Raw genomic sequence first — 15,160 nt, 5'->3', positions numbered from 1 at the left:
TAGGTCGAGCGAAGGAGAACCGATGAGCGAGCGGATGTCGCGGCGCGAAATGCGAAAAGCCGGGCTTCTCAAGCCACGGCAGGAGGCAGAATCTGAGGATCGTTCACCCCACGAAGACGTGACCACACCGGATGTTCCGATCGGCTCAGCCGACAATCCCTTGCCTGAGGCGCCTGCCGCTGAGCACGATGGTGGCCCGGAGACGGCGGCCTTCACTCCGCAGCAGTCTGCCGAGGCTACGATGCTCGGCGGGGATCTGGCTTCTCCAGCGACGCCCGACTCGGCTCCTGAGAGTGGTGATGACGAGCCGCAGGCCGCTCCGGAACGCACGAGCGTCTTCGATCGTTTCTCGCAGGATTCCGATCAGCCCGAGTCCGACCGACCATCACCAGTACTGGCGCGCGACGACGAGTTCGCCTCGGCACTCGACGAGGACGCAGCTGTGGAGGAGTCCGATTTCGCGGACGCTCTCCGTGCCAAGCTCAAGGCCAAACCACCGACAGACGAGGACGATGATACGGCCGAGTCCATTGACGATGAGTTCGTTGAACCGAGCCGGTGGAAGACCATTGTTCTTTTCCTCCTCCTCATCATCGTTGGCTTCGGCGTCGGCATCCTTCTCGGATCACTGATTTTCTCCGGCGGGGATTCCGCCGCCGCGGCATCCGCCGCGATCCACCACTACCCTGGAGCGTTGTGACAGCTACCCCCGAATCCATATCAAAAGCTCGCGTCGCCGCGGCTGCCGCCTTCGAAAAGGTGGCGACCTCCGTCGTCGCAATCGACGTCTCTGAACGGCTCGTCCTCACCGACGTCTTCGTCGTCGCCTCAGGCGAAACGGGCCGACAGGTTCGCGCCATTGTCGACGGCATCGATGAAGCCCTTCATAAGGAGGGCGTGCGCCGTATTCGGCGCGAAGGCTACGAGGGTGAAGCCCATTGGGTTCTCGTCGACTACGGGGACATCATCGTCCACGTTCAGCAGGACGAAGACCGCGAGTACTATGCGCTGGAGAAGCTGTGGGGGGACTGCCCGTCGATTGACGTGTCGGACCTGGACGGCGAGCGTTGATCTCACAGCTCGTTCTGTGGCGTCACGGGCAAACCGATCTCAATAAGCAGCGGCGCCTTCAGGGCGCAAGCGACTACCCGCTCAACGACTCCGGTCGCGCACAGGCGCGGTCTGCCGCGAAGAAGATAGCCGCACTCGGTCCCACTGCTATCGTCTCGTCCAATCTCGTCCGCGCGTATGACACGGCCACTGCGCTCGCAAGCGTGACGAATCAGGAGATTCACGTCGATCCGCGCGTCCAGGAGCGGAGCTTCGGATCATGGGAGGGCATGACGGTGGATGAGATCGCCGCCGTCGATCCCGAGGGTCTGACGCTTTGGCGAAACGGGAGAGAACCGGGCGGTGATGTTGAGACCCGTGAACACTGCGGCCAACGCTTCGCGGCTGCGATCGCGGACTGGGGCAACAGGTTCTTGGAGATGGGCGTCGAGGACGGCGTCCTCGTCGTCGTGTCGCATGGCGGGGCAATCTCGAATGGTGTCATGACGATGCTCGGGGTGAATCCCTCCCTGGCACAGCCCTTAGCAGGCCTGGACAACTGCCATTGGGCGGTTCTGACTCCCCAGGCGAACCGGACGCCGGTGTGGCGGCTGAACGGCTACAACATCAGCTGAGTGCCTGTGGCGGTCACCACCTTTATCGATTTGGCATCGCGGGGGTGTTTCGACTTACACTAGGGAGGCACAAGGGGCTATGGCGCAGTTGGTAGCGCGCTTCCATGGCATGGAAGAGGTCAGGGGTTCGAATCCCCTTAGCTCCACCACTTGTTCTAGTGAAAGAACCCTTCGGGTATCGCAGCTTTTAACCATGCGATGTTCGAAGGGTTTTTTGGTCTCTCCACGAGCTCGGGACGCAACGTCAGAGGCCTGAGTCATCGAGTGCGTGTGAGTGGATGGTGCGGCATGGCACGGGGAGAGTCTGCGCGACCGTGCCGATAGGCGGCTTGTGTGTGGGGGAGCATGCGCTCAGCCGAATGCTGACGGTGTTCCATGCGGTGCCGACATCGATATCGGACGGCGGGATATGCACCGGAAGCGGATTCGGCTATCTCCCAGCGGTGCTGTTGCTCCAGTCTGGACGCCGCGGCCAAGAGTGGTGCGGGCGATCATTACTGTCTCGAAGCGTGCGGGAACGGTGGTACTCGCTACTTTATGCTGTTGGCGGTCGAGGAACGGCATTCATACGCTACGGTGCTGGCCAATGCTCTGACCAGCACGAAGCAGGGTGTGGGTGGGTGGTCAACGCGGGTCATGCATGATGTGAGCCGCCAATATCCTTCGGCTCTGAATTCGTCGAACAGGGTATGATAGAGAATCGAATGTCAACGATGTTAACGATGTTTATATAGATTGTGTCCGCGTTTCTTATCGAGTGAGTTCTTATTATTGTTTTTGACTATTTCAGGTGATCGGCAAAGAGAGAGAGCTCGTGCCACTGTGCCGGTGGCGACACGTGCTGGTGTTCTGTTCCTTCTGGATGGAAAATTGATGACATTATGAAAGACCAGGTTGATCTCCTCGAAGCAACACTCGCGTCGGGTGAACAGACATGGAACGAGCGAACGCAGGCTCGTGAACATCGAACCGGAGTTCGAGTCGACTTAGACGAGCAGCTCCGCCTGGAGTCCTGCTCATCTGAAGCGATCCATCTCATCGATCGAGTCGGCTCCCACGGTCACGTCATTGCCATGCGCGACGGAACTGTCGTTGTTGCGAGCGAGCGGCTGAGTGGATGGCTCGGCGCGAATCTCGCCGATGTTCACGAAGAACTCGCCGCGATGATCGCCACGCCCGCAGTTGACGACGATACGCATCGACTCTCGATTCTCGGCGAGGACTGCTGCTTCTCCATCCATCGCTCCACCCTGGTAGGGGAGGGCGTTTCAGACGATGAGCTCCTTGTCATCGAGTTCGAGATCGTGGAGGGCACGGCGGATGTCAGCGTCGTCGAGATCTCGAGGGCTATCCACGAACTCAGCGAGGTGCGGGGCGCTTCGGAGTCGATGGAGGTTGCCGCCCGCGTGCTTCGGCGTATCACCGGCTACGACAGGGTGCTAGGCTACACGTTCTTCGAGGATGGTCACGGCCAGGTTGTGGCGGACGAGCATCCTGAGGACATGGAGGGATATCTCAACCTCCATTTCCCCGCCTCCGACATCCCGGCCCAGGCCAGGCGCCTCTACCTGCGCAAGCTCTCGCGCATGATCGTCGATACGGAGGACCCGGGCGATGCTCTCCTGCAGGCGGGCGAGGGCAAGCTCGACCTCTCCCTGTCTGAACTCCGCCTCGCCTCCTCCCATCACCTTCAGTTCATGCGCAACATGGGTCAGCGTGCGACGCTCAGCTTGAGCCTCACCTATCAGGGACAGCTATACGGCATGATCACGTGCGCGCACCGATCCCCGCGCCGGCTTCCCATCGCAGCCCGACGTCAACTCGAGGTCCTTGCGCGCGTGATTGCGGAGCATGTTGCGTCAGAGCGCCGAGTGGAGCGCATGGCACGTCGGCTGGAGACGAGGACGAAAATGGCTCGCATCCTCGCACCGCTCTATGGGGATGATCCGCTCGAGGGAATCCTCGAGCAGGCGAAGGCGTCGATCCGGTCGCTGATCCCGTGCGATGCTGTGTTCCTGCGCTACGAGGGAGAGATCTACACGCTGGGCAGCCTGCCGGTCCTCGCCGAGATCGAGGCGGCCCTCGATGTCCTGGGAACCGATCGCATCATGACCGATTCTGTCACGCGTGATTATCCGGAGGTGTCGAAGCATCTGCCGGGCTATGAGGGTCTTCTTGTCGTCCCACTGGTGAACGATGGTGACTGTCTGGTCTTCTGCCGTGTGGCTGCAGCTAGGGAAGTGGTGTGGCTGGGCGACCAGACGGCGAGCAATAGGCCCACGCCGCTGTCTCCGCGCAGCTCTTTTGCGTCGTGGCGGGAGAGCTTCCAGAGCCAGTCAGTGCCCTGGGGAGAGGTCGCCGAGGATGCATACGCGTTCGGCGACAGCGTTTCACTGGCGCTGCGTGCCCGTGAACAGGCGAGACTGGCAGAATTGGCGTACGAGGATCCTCTGACCGAGCTTCCCAACAGGCGTTTTCTCGAGGAGCACCTCGATCGCCTCCTTCATCGCAGAAGCTCGCACTCCTCGTGCGAGTCGATTGCCGTCATCTATATCGACGTCAACGATTTCAAGATGACGAACGATCGCTTCGGACATGAGGTGGGTGATGCGGTGCTGATGGCAGTGGGGGAGCGGCTGACGGACGTCACCCGCGACGGCGATATCGCCGTCCGTCTCGCGGGCGACGAGTTCGTCGTCATCTGCCATGACGTGAGCGATGAGAAGGCTCGAACGATTGTCGAGCGTCTCGACCGTACGCTCTCGGAGCCCGTTGTGACTCCGACTCAAACAGTTTCTCTCAGCGCGTCTGTCGGTATGACGATCGGCCGGGAGGGCGATTCTGCGGCTGATGTCCTGAGCCGCGCGGATAGAGCCATGTACGAGCGCAAGCGCGTCCAGAAGGAACAGCGGCACTCTGAGTGACAGAGGGGACCAAGCGTCACTACCGCACGATGGTGGTCCCGCTGAGGTCCGCCGCGTTCTCCAACGATCCGAGATCGGTGACTGTCAGGCCTGCTGATTGCATGAGCGCTGCTGCCTGGGCGGAGCGGTTTCCGGACCGGCAGTAGACCGCGTAGGAGTCATCCGGGTCCAAGGATTCGAGTGCCTCAGCGAAGCCTGCGGCTGTGACATCCATATTGATCGCGCCCTCGAGGTGGCCGGAGGCGAACTCCTCAGACGTTCGAACGTCGATGATTGTCACATCTGCAGGTAGGCATTCTGTCGCGGTCGAGCATCCGACGAGGCCGAGGAGCAAGGCGGTGAGGATCGCTATTCGTCGCATGGTTGTCATCCTTCCGAGCGGGACTGAGAGTCCGAGTGAGGCTGCGCGCAGGTGTCTCCCGCGCAGTATTGGGGCGTGGAACCGACTCTGGCCGCAATAGCGCACCCGACGCAGATGCCGAAAGATGCCTCTGCGAAGAGCAGTGCGAGGCAGATGCTGCACAGCGAGATCGTGAAAGCCATGGGGAGCGACAGCACGCTCATGCTCATGCACGAGACGAAGGCGAGCCCGAAGCCGAGCCACCAGGCGAACTCCTTTTGGGGTGCGCCAACCCATTCGGGTTTCTGCCTGGAGACGATGAGTCGGCCCGCCGCCAAGCTCGGCGACCACCGATCTCCCGCCGTGAGCCGAATCATCATGTCGACCATGAACAGCATGCCGAAAGCCTGTAGGGAGGTCCGCGATTCATGCGCGACTGCGCCTGCTCCCGCCAAGAAGAGGAGCCCCGCAGCGGCGCGCACGGCACGTTCGTTGATAACGGGTACTGAGTAGCCGGGAATGATCGTACCGATTGGTGAATCGGATGTGGTGGTCAACATGTGGCCCCTATGAGGTGAAAAGCGCGGGTAGTTCCTGTGCGAGGACAAAGACTCCCATGATGAGGACAAAGATTCCGAAGCCTGTGCGCAGTGCCCGCTCAGGCAGTCGTCCCGCGAGTGATACTCCGAGGAATGATGCTGCGATCGCAGTGCCGGTGAAGGCTGCGAGCAACGGCCAGTCCAGGCTGACAGACAGAAGGTATCCGCCCAGTCCCGCGAAGGACTTCATCGTGATCACGAGAAGGGACGTGCCGACGGCGACAGCCATGGGCAGGCCGCCGAGCAGATTGAGAGCAGGAACGATGAGGAAGCCTCCTCCTGCCCCGACAAGCCCGGTTGCGATGCCGACGGCAAAGCCGTCGATCACGACACGGGTTGCTGATGCTGTGCGAGCCGGAGCGTCCGACGTGTTCGATCTTCCTCGGATCATGGCTGTGGCTGTCACGATCATCATGAGTGCAAAGAGCACCATGAGAACCGCTCCGGGTATGAGACCGCCGAGGAGCCCGCCCGCGAAGGCTCCCGCCATGCCGGCACCGCCGAAGATCAGCCCCGTGCGCCACCGCACCCGCCCCGCCTTCGCGTGGCCGATGGCACTGACTGCACTCGTTGCTCCGACGATGAAGAGGGATGAGGCGATCGCCTCCCGCGGCTCCATCCCCACCATATACGTGAGTATGGGAACGGTGAGAATGGAACCGCCGCCCCCGAGCAGGCCGAGGGAGACGCCGACGAGTGCGGCGAGGAGAAGCGCGAGGACGATGGGATCCACTCGGCCTCAGTTACTGTGGACGGGTTCGTTGCCGGGAATCGACGCCCACGCCGCGTAGCTGCCCTCGACTTCCGCGACGTCGTAGCCGGCACGCCGCAGGGCACTTGCGGCAACACTGTTGCGAACCCCGCTTTGACAGTACGTGAGAATCGTTCCATCCTCTGGGAGCATGTCGAGGTTCCACAGGACACGCCCGCCCGAGAGCTGGTGCGCGCCGGGGATATGCCCCTCGGCATATTCGGTCTTGTTGCGGACATCGAGCAGCATGACGTGCGGATAGCGATCGATATCGGCCGGTGCCACGACGGTGGGCGTGACGAGATCGAGCCCATCGAGGGATGTGACATAGCCGCTGACCGTGTCGATTCCGACTCGCATCAGATGGTCTCTCAGTGCTGTCGCCATCTCCAACGATTCGGCCAGGACGACGAGGGGACGCTGTTCCTCTTCAGGATTGACAGCCCATGCGCCATAGCTTGCGGCCTTCGCGACACCGGGCACGTTGAGCGACCGGGGCACCGTGCCTGTGTGGACCTGGCTGTGGTGGCGGGTGTCGATGAGAATGACGCTGTCGTCCGCCAGAGCGTCCCGGAGGGATTCGGCCGTATAGTCGATGAGCTCGGGGAGCGGGCCGAGAACGGCGGGTCCTTCCCTGTTCTCCCGCTTCATCCGCCCGAAGTAGGCGTGAGCGTCCGGCTGCCCCGACAGCAGCTCGTCGATGAAGCCCTGCTCGTCGTCTGCCGAGAGGTAGGGCCCCCACCAGGAGAAGATGCGTTCGTAGCCGACGGTGGAGGAGGCGATCGCTCCAAGCGCTTTCCCGCACGCAGATCCTGAACCGTGTGCGGGAAGAACCTGCACGTAGTCGGGGAGGGTGAGGAAACGGCTCTTGAGGCTGGCGAAGAGGTCTTTCGCTCCCTGGAACCTGGTGTCGACGCCGCCGGCGGCCTCGTCGAGGAGGTCAGGTCTGCCGAGGTCTCCCACGAACACGAAATCACCGGTCAGCATGAATCCGGGTTCGGTGGACTGGGCTCCGTCGGTGATGAGGAACGACATGTGTTCGGGTGTGTGTCCCGGCGTGTGGACGGCTTCGACGGTGATGTTCCCGAGGTTGATGCTGTGGCCGTGCTTCATCCTCGTCGCGTCGTCGAATGCTGAGGAGTAGGTCCAGTCGGGGCCTCCCTCGTCCGACACGAACATGCGTGCCCCCGTTCTCGCGGCAAGCTCACGAGTGCCGGACAAATAGTCGGCATGGATATGAGTCTCCGTGACCGCGGTGATCGTCATGCCGTGCTTCTCGGCTAGGTCGAGATAGACATTGATGTCGCGGCGGGGGTCGACGACAAGTGCTTCGCCCTTGGCTTGGCAGCCGATGATGTAGCTCGCCTGTGCGAGGTCTTCGTCGTAGATGCGTTCGAGAAGCATGAGTGTCCTTTCGTCGGGGTCAGCTGCACGAGCAGCGGTCGGCCTCGGCCACGCCCGCGAGAGCGTCGTCGATGTGCTGGCCGCAGCCTGTCCAGGTCGGCTTGCCGCAGCGGTGGCAGGTGATTCGTGAGCACATAGGTGGTCCTTTCAGGTGTTTACGGGGTGGGGTTGTCTGCGAGTTGACGGCGGACGTCATCCATGTCGAGGTCGCGTGCGCCCTGGATCAGCTGCTCGAGCTGCGGGCCGCGAAGAGCCCCTGGCTGGGAGAAGACTCGGATGCCGTCGCGGAAGACCATGAGAGTCGGGATCGAGGTGATCCGGAAGTCCGCCGCGAGCTGCTGTTCGCTCTCCGTGTCGACTTTGCCGAACGTGATGTCGGGATGATCATCGGAGGCCTTCTCGAAAACGGGCGCGAAGTTGCGGCAGGGGCCGCACCATGCCGCCCAGAAATCGACGAAGGTGATGCCGTCCTCGACGGTCTGCGCGAAGGTCTGCGCAGTGAGGTTCACGGTCGCCATCTCTACCGCCCGAAGAGACGGGAGAAGAACCCGCCCCGCTCGCTCTTCGCGGCATCGATCTCTGCCTGGGAGTGCTTGCCGTTGCACCATTGGCCGGCGGGAACGGACTTCTTGACCTGGGCAACATGTTGCCCACATCCCGCCCATGTCGTCTTGCCGCACGTCTTACAGGTGACTGCTCTACACATGTCTGCCTTCCTCGGTCTTCACAACCATCACATACCCGGAGGGGTATTTATCTTGACGGTTTATGATACCCAGGGGGGTATGTTGGTTGTCAAGTCGACAGCGTGCGTCAGGGAGACTGATTGACGGCCAGCCCATGGCTCCGAAGCAGTCCTCTGATTGGACACTCCGATCGACTCAATATCATCTGAGGGCGTCGACGGGCGGTGGTAGCGTCCTGCGTGACGGAAAGGATGCCACGTGACCAGCTATCACGACCGCGCTCGCGGCGCGTTTGCAGGATTTGTCCTGGGTGACAGTCTCGGCATGCCGACGCGGGCGATGAGCGGGGAGAACATCATCGCAACCTACGGTTTTGTCATCGGTCTCGGGCCGGCGAGTACTGTGCAGCCGATGAATCCGGGCATGGGAACGGGTTCTGTCACGTCGCGGACCGAGCATGCGCTGCTCGTCGCCAGCATGATCGACGGTGGCCCGATCGATCCGACGCGTCTGGCTAGACTCATGGTGGCATGGGATGATAGGGCAAGAATGGCGGGGCGCCTCGATCTCCTCGAAGCCGAGAGCCGATACGGCTTCGACCAGCTGCTCGCCGGTGTGCCCGGCGATCATCGCAGCACGACGTGCGAACCGACGGCGTGGGTGCTCCCTCTTGGCCTCGCCCACTCTTCAGAGCAGTGCAGTGATCTGGGTGATGCCGTGTACGTGACCTGTCAATCGACCCACAGGTCGCGGCAGGCGGTCGAGGGTGCGGCGCTGTTCGCCCACATCATCAGTGCGGGTGTCGATGGGGCCGGCGTCGACGACGCGATCGAATATGGCCTGGAGATCGTCGCGTCAACGCCGCGCCGGGGGGAGTGGACATCCGAATCCTCCGTCATCGCGCGAACCCTCCAAGCGATCGACTGGGCAGAGAACCTGCGGGACATTGAAATCGGTGCACACCTCCACGATATTGTCGGCCTCTCGAAGAGAGCCGGGGAAGCGATCCCTGCTGCGATCATCATCGCGAAAGCCTTCTCGCACGATCCTTGTCGCGGACTGTGTCTGGCGGCGCAGATCGGGGGAGAAACCTGCGCTATTGGGAGCATGGCCGGTGCGATCCTCGGTGCATGCCTCGGGATCGAGGCGTTTCCTCAGCCCGTCTTGGCGCAGATCGCCAAGAACGCGGCTGAGGATGCTCTCGATCTCGCAGACAGGCTCGTTCTGCTCTCGGGCAGGGGAACTGCTGTGAAAGGCAGTATCGGCTGATCGCGCTACATGGCTGACACCCGGGCTGGGTACCCATTCTTCGTCACGATATCGGCCAGGGCTTGAGGGTCCACCGTGTCATCATGGTCGACGGTGATCCGGCCCGTTGTGAAATGGACGGTCGTGTCTTCGACGCCATCCACTCGGTTGAGTGCCTTTTCGAGTTTGTCGACGCACGAGGGGCAGGAGAAGCCTTCGGCGCGGAGCAGTGTTGTCATGGTCATCCTTTCCTTGGTGATCCCACGTTATGAGGATCCCGGTGGGGCTTCCATGACGTGCGTCAATGAACGAGCGCGACATGCCTACAATGGGGGGACGACCCAAGGGAGGGATGTGCCAGTGCCACAGTCACCGGTAACACGTTCAGCGGGAGAGCCGCACCAGTGCTCGATCGAGACGCGCCTGCGGGTGCTTCGCGAGGTGCGATGGTTCGCGGACCTCGAGGACGAGGAGCTGATCGAGCTCAACGGGCGGATCACCTCCCATGCGTGGGCGGCAGGCCAGTACATTCACATCGAGGGGGATGCTGCCGACAGTCTGCACGTGATCGCAGAGGGCGTGGCCAAGGTCGAGAAGATCGCTCCTGACGGAACCGCCCACATTGTCGATATTGCGGTCGCGGGAGATCTCGTCGGCGTGCTTCCCCAATTGGGCGATCCCGTCTATGCGGATTCAGTCGTCACGCTCGGGGTGACGTGTGCTCTCCGCATCGACGCGAACCGGTTCTCCACGATCCTGCGCCGGTACCCCAGTGTCACCCTCCATGTCCTCGATGATGTGGCGGGGAAGCTGGCTCGGACGAGGCACTCCGTGACCGTCGGAACAAGGCCGGTCCCCGAACGCCTCGCAGACGTGCTCCTCATGCTGATGTCGAAAGTCGGGCGGCGCGACCGAGAGGGGATCCTCATCGACCTGCCGCTGACACGGGTAGATATCGCCGCCATGGCAGGATCCACCCCGGAATCCGTATCGCGGACGATGAGCGTGTGGAAGGCGGAGGGGATCGTCGACTCGGGGCGGCAGTGGACGCGCGTCCTGCGACCCGACATCATCCGCACCATCGCAACCGGGATCACGCGCACGGCGTAATCCGAGAAGTCACGTGATTTCTCGCGGATTTCCGTTAAAGAATCACGGTTTTTGATAATTTACGTGGCCAAAGTCCTACGCCCCCGTCCTATACGTCACGAACTCGTATCGTTAATGTGGAGCGCATGAACGATGAAACTGCATCATTGCCCCACGTCGTGATCGTCGGCGGAGGATTCGGCGGGATCGCGGCCGCCCGCGGTCTGCGCAAGGCGAATGTTCGTGTGACCCTGATCGATCGAAACCCTTATTCCACGTTCCAGCCGCTCCTCTATCAGGTTGCGACGTCGACGCTCAACCCGGGAGACGTCACCTACTTCCTCCGAGCGGTACGGCGCGGGCAGCCGAATCTGCGAGTGGAGCTCGGCACCGTGATGTCGATGGACCACGATGATCAGCGGATCGTCATGGACGACGGCCGGACAATCTCCTACGACTACCTCATCGTCGCAACCGGTGTATCGGCGAACTATTTCGGGATCCCGGGGGCCGAAGATCATGCCCTTCCGCTCTATACCCGCCAAGAGGCGATCGATGTTCGTGACAGGATCAACGGACTCCTCGATGCTGCGACGAAGCGTCCCAACGAAAAGGTCCGCATCATGATCGTCGGGGGCGGCCCGACCGGCATCGAAACAGCCGGAGCCATCGCCGAGCTCAAGGACAAGGACCTTCCCGTTCTCTATCCCGAGCTCGATCCGGACGCTCTCGAGATCATGCTGGTCGATATGGCCGACCGTGTCCTCGGTGCATTCTCCGAAGAATCCTCGACCTATACGAAGAAGGAACTCGAGAAGCGCGGAGTGAACGTCGTCCTTGCACAGTCCGTCAAGGAGGTCAGGGTCGACGGCGTCACCCTCGGCGCCATGGACGGGTCGGGCGAGGAGACGTGGGTGCCTGCCGCGGCTGTTCTCTGGGCCTCGGGCGTCACCGTTCCCTCCGCCGTCTCGAACTGGAATCTGCCCCAGGTGCGTGGCGGCCGGATCCCCGTCTCGGGAACGCTTCAAGTCGACGGATTGCCCCGCGTCTTCGCGGTCGGCGATGTCGCGGCGATGACCGACGGACCGCTTCCGCAGCTTGCCCAGCCCGCCAAGCAGACCGGCCATCATGCCGCCGGCGTGATCCGGGACCTGCTCGACAATCGAACTCCACGGTCCTTCCGATACAAGGATCTGGGTATTCTGGCGACGATCGGCCGCGCCGATGCTGTCGCCGAGGTGACAGGCCTGCCGAAGCTCAAGGGCTTCGCCGCGTGGATGATCTGGAACTCTGTCCATATCGCGACCCTCATGGGCGGACGCAATCGCATCTCCTCCATGGTCAACCTGGGGACGAAGTATCTGGTCTGGGGGAGGAGCCACAATCTCATCGTCGGTGACATCACCGACTTCTCCCGCAATGCCACAACGGGCCCGCTCTCAGCCGCGAGGTCGATGAAGCGCCACCACCACAAGTGACACACTCGCGAGAGTGAAGAAGGGGAGACGGTCTTATCCGTCTCCCCTTCCCCCTATGCCGTGACCGGGGCGTGCTTCCCGCACCAGACGGGCTTTGCCGCACATTCTGGACACGTGACGAGGCGCGATACACACGAGGGGTCATCACAGTTGTGAAGCGATCCGGCCGGCGCCCCACATCCGAAGCAGACGCCGATCATGTCGGCATCCGGTCCGAATGTCATCGTCTCGCGATTGTCGAAGACCGTGAGGGAACCCGTCCAACGGCCCTCGTTGCCGAACTCTTCCCCATATCGGACGATTCCGCCGGAGAGCTGATAGACGTGCTCGAATCCGCGGTTGCGCATGAGTGCCGAGAGCACCTCGCAGCGAATCCCGCCCGTGCAGTACGTGAGGATCGGTGTGGACTTGAGATGGTCGTACATCCCGGCATCGAGAAGCTTGATGAAGTCGTGCGTCGTCTCCGTCGGCGGGACGATCGCTCCCTCGAAGCGGCCGATCTCGGCCTCGATGCTGTTGCGCCCATCGAAGAAGACGAGATCCGGATGCTTGCGAATGAGATCCTCGACCTCGTCTGGGCGCACGTGGATGCCGCCGCCCACGACACCGTCACGATCGACTTCCAGTTCTCCAGGGGCACCGAAGGCGACAATCTCTGGACGAGCTTTCACGACGAGACGCGGGAAGTCTTTCGACATGCCGGACTCGTCGAGGCCGGTCCCCTCCGACCACTTCATGTCGATGTCCTTGAACGGTCCGTACGATTTGAGGTTCTTCACGTACTGCTTGCAGGCCTTCAGTTCGCCTCCGACGGTGGCGTTGATGCCGTGCTCTGAGACGAGAATACGGCCACGCAGGCCGAGGCGCTCGCACAGCTCGCGCTGCCACAGCCGGATCGCCTCAGGGTCCGCGAGGGGAGTGAAGCAGTAGAAGAGGAGAACGCGGGACATCATGATGGGCACCTTTCAGACTAGGCAAGTATAGGGGCGAGTCACGGGATCGGAGGGTGAGAGCTCGGGTCTGTGACCCACACGATGTCGGCGCAGGCGCCCACGTTCTCGCTGTCTCGCGCGCCGCGCACCATGCCGTCGACCACGGTGACAGTGTGCCCGGGGTGCAGGCCGAGACGAGAGGCCTCCCGAAGCAGCTCGGGGTCGCCGTCATCGACCCTGACGATCGTGACAATGCCGTCTGCCGCTTCCCGCAGGGGTACTGCCCTGGTGCGCGGCAGGATCCCTGCCCTCGTCGGTATCGGATCCCCGTGAGGGTCGTGGGTGGGCCTGCCGAGGAATTCGTCGATCGCATCGATGAATCGAGGGGACACGGCGTGCTCGATCGCATCTGCTTCGACGTGCACCTCGTCCCATGAATAGCCGAGTGACGAATGGAGGAAGGTCTCGATGAGCCGATGGGCGCGAACCATGGCGAGTGCGTGTGCCGTGCCCTCAGGGGTGAGCCTGATCGCCTGATACTTCTCGTGCTCGACGAGCCCGTCGCGAGCAAGGCGCGCAATCGTCTCCGACACGGTCGATGCCGATAGTCCCATCTGTCTCGCCAGACTCGAGGTCTTGACGGGCTCGTTCGACCATTCTGTCGCCGCCCAGATGTGTTTCAGATAGTCCTGGACGGTTGCCGACATATCGCTCATGGGTGTTCCTTCCGAGCTTTGCTCCCAGCGAATTCTCACGAACGTCGGAACAAATGTTCATGAAGGTACGTTGAGATGGTGTGATGGACGACGAAGCCTTGAATAACGGTCACACCGAATTCGACGAGATGATGGCCGAAGGCCCCACCCCTCATCTGCACCTGTCGGTCAGCCTGCTCGATCAGATCGACCGTGCCCGGCAGGTCGATGAGCTTCTCGATCGTGCGGTTGAGGACGTGACCGGACTCAAGCCTTCCGAAGTGAAAGCCCTCAAGCTGGTCGATAGCGGAGCCCATCGACTCGAGGACCTTGCCGACGCTCTCGGACTTGTCGATGATGCCGCGGCCACGGTTGTCGATGCCCTGATCCAGCGGGCGCTTCTCGTGCGCGACACGTCGAACCTGCTTCACCTGACGGAGGCCGGGGCGGCAATGGTGGATCGCGCCGATGCGATCCGGATCCGCAGCGCCGACCTGGCCTCCACCAGGCTCAACGATCATCAAATCGAGAGGCTGACTGCCACTCTCGACCTCATGAGAGGGCTCAGCAGTGAGCGGCAGCTACCGCGAGCTTGAGTGCACCCTGGAAGCGTGACTCCCGGTCTTCGGCCGACATGTCATCGGAACCGTCGAGAAGATGGTCTGAGACCGTGAGGACCGTGAGGGCCTGAGCATCGTGCTGGGCTGCGAGCATGTAGAGCGCAGCGGTCTCCATCTCGACGCCCAGCGTGCCCAGATCCGCGAGCTTCTGAACCTCGGACGGATCGTTGCCGTAGAACTTGTCGCGTGACACGACGGGACCGACATGGACCGAGGTCTCACCCTCGGCGGCGGCGACTGCCGCGGAGAGGAGCTCCCACGATGCTGTGTGGGACAGGCCGATTCCCGGGATCAGGTTCGTGACCGACGAGTCGGAGTGGGCTCCGATCGCGATGACGACATCACCGACCGTGACCTTCGAGGACAGACCGCCGCACGTACCGATGCGGATGATGCGCTTGACGCCGTAGTGGGTGAAGAGCTCGGTCGCATAGATGGAGAGGGAGGGCTGACCCATTCCCGACGCCATGACGGAGAGCGGCTTGCCGTTGTAGACGCCCGTGTAGGCGCCGATGCCGCGAACGTCGGAGACCTTCTCCGCATCCGGCATGAGAAGGTTGGCGATGCGCTCGGCCCTGCGGGGATCTCCGGGCATGAGGACGGCAGGTGCGAAAGCGCCGTCGGGGGCATTGATATGAGGGGTAGGCATAGTGCTCCTTACTAGATGGGTCCCCACAAGTGTACGCGTGGGGACCCATCGTTGCGGAGG

General features: G+C 62.2%; 19 protein-coding genes and 1 tRNA gene. 9 read left to right on the top strand and 11 right to left on the bottom strand.

Translation table 11 applies throughout. From position 1 onward, the window contains the following. Positions 1-22 precede the first annotated feature (22 nt). From H2O75_RS06625 to H2O75_RS06605, 5 genes are all read left to right on the top strand, one after another. A complete protein-coding gene (locus H2O75_RS06625; protein ID WP_182169911.1) occupies positions 23-700 on the top strand; it encodes a hypothetical protein in 678 nt (225 codons plus the stop codon). Further along, positions 697-1,071, top strand: coding sequence for a ribosome silencing factor (gene rsfS / locus H2O75_RS06620; protein ID WP_182169908.1), 375 nt, complete (start codon positions 697-699; stop codon positions 1,069-1,071). The genes H2O75_RS06625 and rsfS overlap by 4 nt, the downstream gene beginning before the upstream one ends. Continuing rightward, complete coding sequence (locus H2O75_RS06615) at positions 1,068-1,685, top strand: histidine phosphatase family protein (RefSeq protein WP_259365213.1); 618 nt, start codon at positions 1,068-1,070, stop codon at positions 1,683-1,685. The genes rsfS and H2O75_RS06615 overlap by 4 nt, the downstream gene beginning before the upstream one ends. Positions 1,686-1,758: 73 nt before the next feature. After that, positions 1,759-1,834, top strand: a tRNA-Ala gene (locus H2O75_RS06610). Between the two features lie 732 nt (positions 1,835-2,566). Beyond that, positions 2,567-4,609, top strand: a complete 2,043-nt coding sequence (locus H2O75_RS06605) for a sensor domain-containing diguanylate cyclase (protein ID WP_182169904.1) — start codon at positions 2,567-2,569, stop codon at positions 4,607-4,609. A gap of 19 nt (positions 4,610-4,628) precedes the next feature. On the opposite strand, the gene H2O75_RS06600 is transcribed toward H2O75_RS06605, so the two are convergent. From H2O75_RS06600 to H2O75_RS06575, 7 genes are read right to left on the bottom strand one after another with little or no spacing between them, the layout of a single operon-like run. Beyond that, positions 4,629-4,970: a rhodanese-like domain-containing protein gene (locus tag H2O75_RS06600; RefSeq protein WP_220462709.1), complete on the bottom strand. Its 342-nt coding sequence runs from the start codon at positions 4,968-4,970 to the stop codon at positions 4,629-4,631. A gap of 5 nt (positions 4,971-4,975) precedes the next feature. Further along, entirely contained in the window at positions 4,976-5,509 is a 534-nt protein-coding gene (locus H2O75_RS06595; protein ID WP_220462708.1) for a DUF4395 domain-containing protein, read from the bottom strand. A gap of 7 nt (positions 5,510-5,516) precedes the next feature. Further along, positions 5,517-6,281, bottom strand: coding sequence for a sulfite exporter TauE/SafE family protein (locus H2O75_RS06590; protein ID WP_182169891.1), 765 nt, complete (start codon positions 6,279-6,281; stop codon positions 5,517-5,519). A gap of 6 nt (positions 6,282-6,287) precedes the next feature. Further along, the gene (locus tag H2O75_RS06585; protein WP_182169889.1) at positions 6,288-7,703 is read right to left on the bottom strand and encodes an MBL fold metallo-hydrolase; all 1,416 of its coding nucleotides are present in this window, start codon (positions 7,701-7,703) and stop codon (positions 6,288-6,290) included. A gap of 19 nt (positions 7,704-7,722) precedes the next feature. Continuing rightward, positions 7,723-7,839, bottom strand: coding sequence for a DUF8730 family Cys-rich protein (locus tag H2O75_RS11040; protein ID WP_488655873.1), 117 nt, complete (start codon positions 7,837-7,839; stop codon positions 7,723-7,725). 19 nt (positions 7,840-7,858) lie between these two features. Beyond that, entirely contained in the window at positions 7,859-8,221 is a 363-nt protein-coding gene (gene trxA, locus H2O75_RS06580) for a thioredoxin (RefSeq protein ID WP_182169887.1), read from the bottom strand. Positions 8,222-8,223: 2 nt separating this feature from the next. Then, positions 8,224-8,409: a DUF8730 family Cys-rich protein gene (locus tag H2O75_RS06575; protein ID WP_182169885.1), complete on the bottom strand. Its 186-nt coding sequence runs from the start codon at positions 8,407-8,409 to the stop codon at positions 8,224-8,226. Positions 8,410-8,647: 238 nt separating this feature from the next. On the opposite strand from H2O75_RS06575, the gene H2O75_RS06570 reads away from it, so the two are divergent. Further along, positions 8,648-9,658 (top strand): ADP-ribosylglycohydrolase family protein, encoded by a 1,011-nt coding sequence (locus H2O75_RS06570; RefSeq protein WP_182169882.1) that lies wholly within the window; start codon positions 8,648-8,650, stop codon positions 9,656-9,658. 5 nt (positions 9,659-9,663) lie between these two features. Here the strand turns inward: H2O75_RS06570 and H2O75_RS06565 are convergent, their stop codons facing one another. After that, the gene (locus tag H2O75_RS06565) at positions 9,664-9,876 is read right to left on the bottom strand and encodes a heavy-metal-associated domain-containing protein (RefSeq protein ID WP_240161650.1); all 213 of its coding nucleotides are present in this window, start codon (positions 9,874-9,876) and stop codon (positions 9,664-9,666) included. A gap of 121 nt (positions 9,877-9,997) precedes the next feature. On the opposite strand from H2O75_RS06565, the gene H2O75_RS06560 reads away from it, so the two are divergent. Together H2O75_RS06560 and H2O75_RS06555 are read left to right on the top strand one after the other, a co-directional pair. Continuing rightward, positions 9,998-10,747 (top strand): Crp/Fnr family transcriptional regulator, encoded by a 750-nt coding sequence (locus H2O75_RS06560; protein ID WP_182169876.1) that lies wholly within the window; start codon positions 9,998-10,000, stop codon positions 10,745-10,747. A gap of 125 nt (positions 10,748-10,872) precedes the next feature. Next, entirely contained in the window at positions 10,873-12,204 is a 1,332-nt protein-coding gene (locus H2O75_RS06555; RefSeq protein WP_182169874.1) for an NAD(P)/FAD-dependent oxidoreductase, read from the top strand. Positions 12,205-12,257: 53 nt separating this feature from the next. Here the strand turns inward: H2O75_RS06555 and trhO are convergent, their stop codons facing one another. Both trhO and H2O75_RS06545 read right to left on the bottom strand, forming a co-directional pair. After that, positions 12,258-13,157, bottom strand: a complete 900-nt coding sequence (gene trhO / locus H2O75_RS06550) for an oxygen-dependent tRNA uridine(34) hydroxylase TrhO (RefSeq protein ID WP_223147024.1) — start codon at positions 13,155-13,157, stop codon at positions 12,258-12,260. A 38-nt stretch (positions 13,158-13,195) separates the two neighbouring features. Next, on the bottom strand, positions 13,196-13,852 hold the full coding sequence (locus H2O75_RS06545; protein WP_182169871.1) for a metal-dependent transcriptional regulator: 657 nt from the start codon (positions 13,850-13,852) through the stop codon (positions 13,196-13,198). A gap of 83 nt (positions 13,853-13,935) precedes the next feature. On the opposite strand from H2O75_RS06545, the gene H2O75_RS06540 reads away from it, so the two are divergent. Continuing rightward, on the top strand, positions 13,936-14,427 hold the full coding sequence (locus H2O75_RS06540) for a winged helix DNA-binding protein (RefSeq protein ID WP_187996215.1): 492 nt from the start codon (positions 13,936-13,938) through the stop codon (positions 14,425-14,427). On the opposite strand, the gene H2O75_RS06535 is transcribed toward H2O75_RS06540, so the two are convergent. Further along, entirely contained in the window at positions 14,396-15,100 is a 705-nt protein-coding gene (locus H2O75_RS06535) for a purine-nucleoside phosphorylase (protein ID WP_182169864.1), read from the bottom strand. The genes H2O75_RS06540 and H2O75_RS06535 overlap by 32 nt on opposite strands. Positions 15,101-15,160: the final 60 nt, after the last annotated feature.

It is taken from the genome of Flaviflexus equikiangi (genome assembly GCF_014069875.1).
In the GTDB taxonomy this organism is placed as follows: Bacteria; Actinomycetota; Actinomycetes; order Actinomycetales; family Actinomycetaceae; genus Flaviflexus; species Flaviflexus equikiangi.
The sequence above is the reverse complement of the archived record's forward strand: the minus strand, read 5'-3'. Positions and strand labels throughout refer to the sequence as shown.

What these genes read in the sequence shown, in the direction of transcription:
- H2O75_RS06625 (WP_182169911.1), top strand. Translation starts at nt 23, where the DNA reads ATGAGCGAGCGGATGTCGCGGCGCGAAATGCGAAAAGCCGGGCTTCTC.
- H2O75_RS06605 (WP_182169904.1), top strand. Translation starts at nt 2,567, where the DNA reads ATGAAAGACCAGGTTGATCTCCTCGAAGCAACACTCGCGTCGGGTGAA.
- H2O75_RS06600 (WP_220462709.1), bottom strand. Translation starts at nt 4,970, where the DNA reads ATGCGACGAATAGCGATCCTCACCGCCTTGCTCCTCGGCCTCGTCGGA.
- H2O75_RS06595 (WP_220462708.1), bottom strand. Translation starts at nt 5,509, where the DNA reads ATGTTGACCACCACATCCGATTCACCAATCGGTACGATCATTCCCGGC.
- H2O75_RS06585 (WP_182169889.1), bottom strand. Translation starts at nt 7,703, where the DNA reads ATGCTTCTCGAACGCATCTACGACGAAGACCTCGCACAGGCGAGCTAC.
- H2O75_RS11040 (WP_488655873.1), bottom strand. Translation starts at nt 7,839, where the DNA reads ATGTGCTCACGAATCACCTGCCACCGCTGCGGCAAGCCGACCTGGACA.
- trxA (WP_182169887.1), bottom strand. Translation starts at nt 8,221, where the DNA reads ATGGCGACCGTGAACCTCACTGCGCAGACCTTCGCGCAGACCGTCGAG.
- H2O75_RS06575 (WP_182169885.1), bottom strand. Translation starts at nt 8,409, where the DNA reads ATGTGTAGAGCAGTCACCTGTAAGACGTGCGGCAAGACGACATGGGCG.
- H2O75_RS06565 (WP_240161650.1), bottom strand. Translation starts at nt 9,876, where the DNA reads ATGACAACACTGCTCCGCGCCGAAGGCTTCTCCTGCCCCTCGTGCGTC.
- H2O75_RS06555 (WP_182169874.1), top strand. Translation starts at nt 10,873, where the DNA reads ATGAACGATGAAACTGCATCATTGCCCCACGTCGTGATCGTCGGCGGA.
- trhO (WP_223147024.1), bottom strand. Translation starts at nt 13,157, where the DNA reads ATGATGTCCCGCGTTCTCCTCTTCTACTGCTTCACTCCCCTCGCGGAC.
- H2O75_RS06545 (WP_182169871.1), bottom strand. Translation starts at nt 13,852, where the DNA reads ATGAGCGATATGTCGGCAACCGTCCAGGACTATCTGAAACACATCTGG.
- H2O75_RS06540 (WP_187996215.1), top strand. Translation starts at nt 13,936, where the DNA reads ATGGACGACGAAGCCTTGAATAACGGTCACACCGAATTCGACGAGATG.
- H2O75_RS06535 (WP_182169864.1), bottom strand. Translation starts at nt 15,100, where the DNA reads ATGCCTACCCCTCATATCAATGCCCCCGACGGCGCTTTCGCACCTGCC.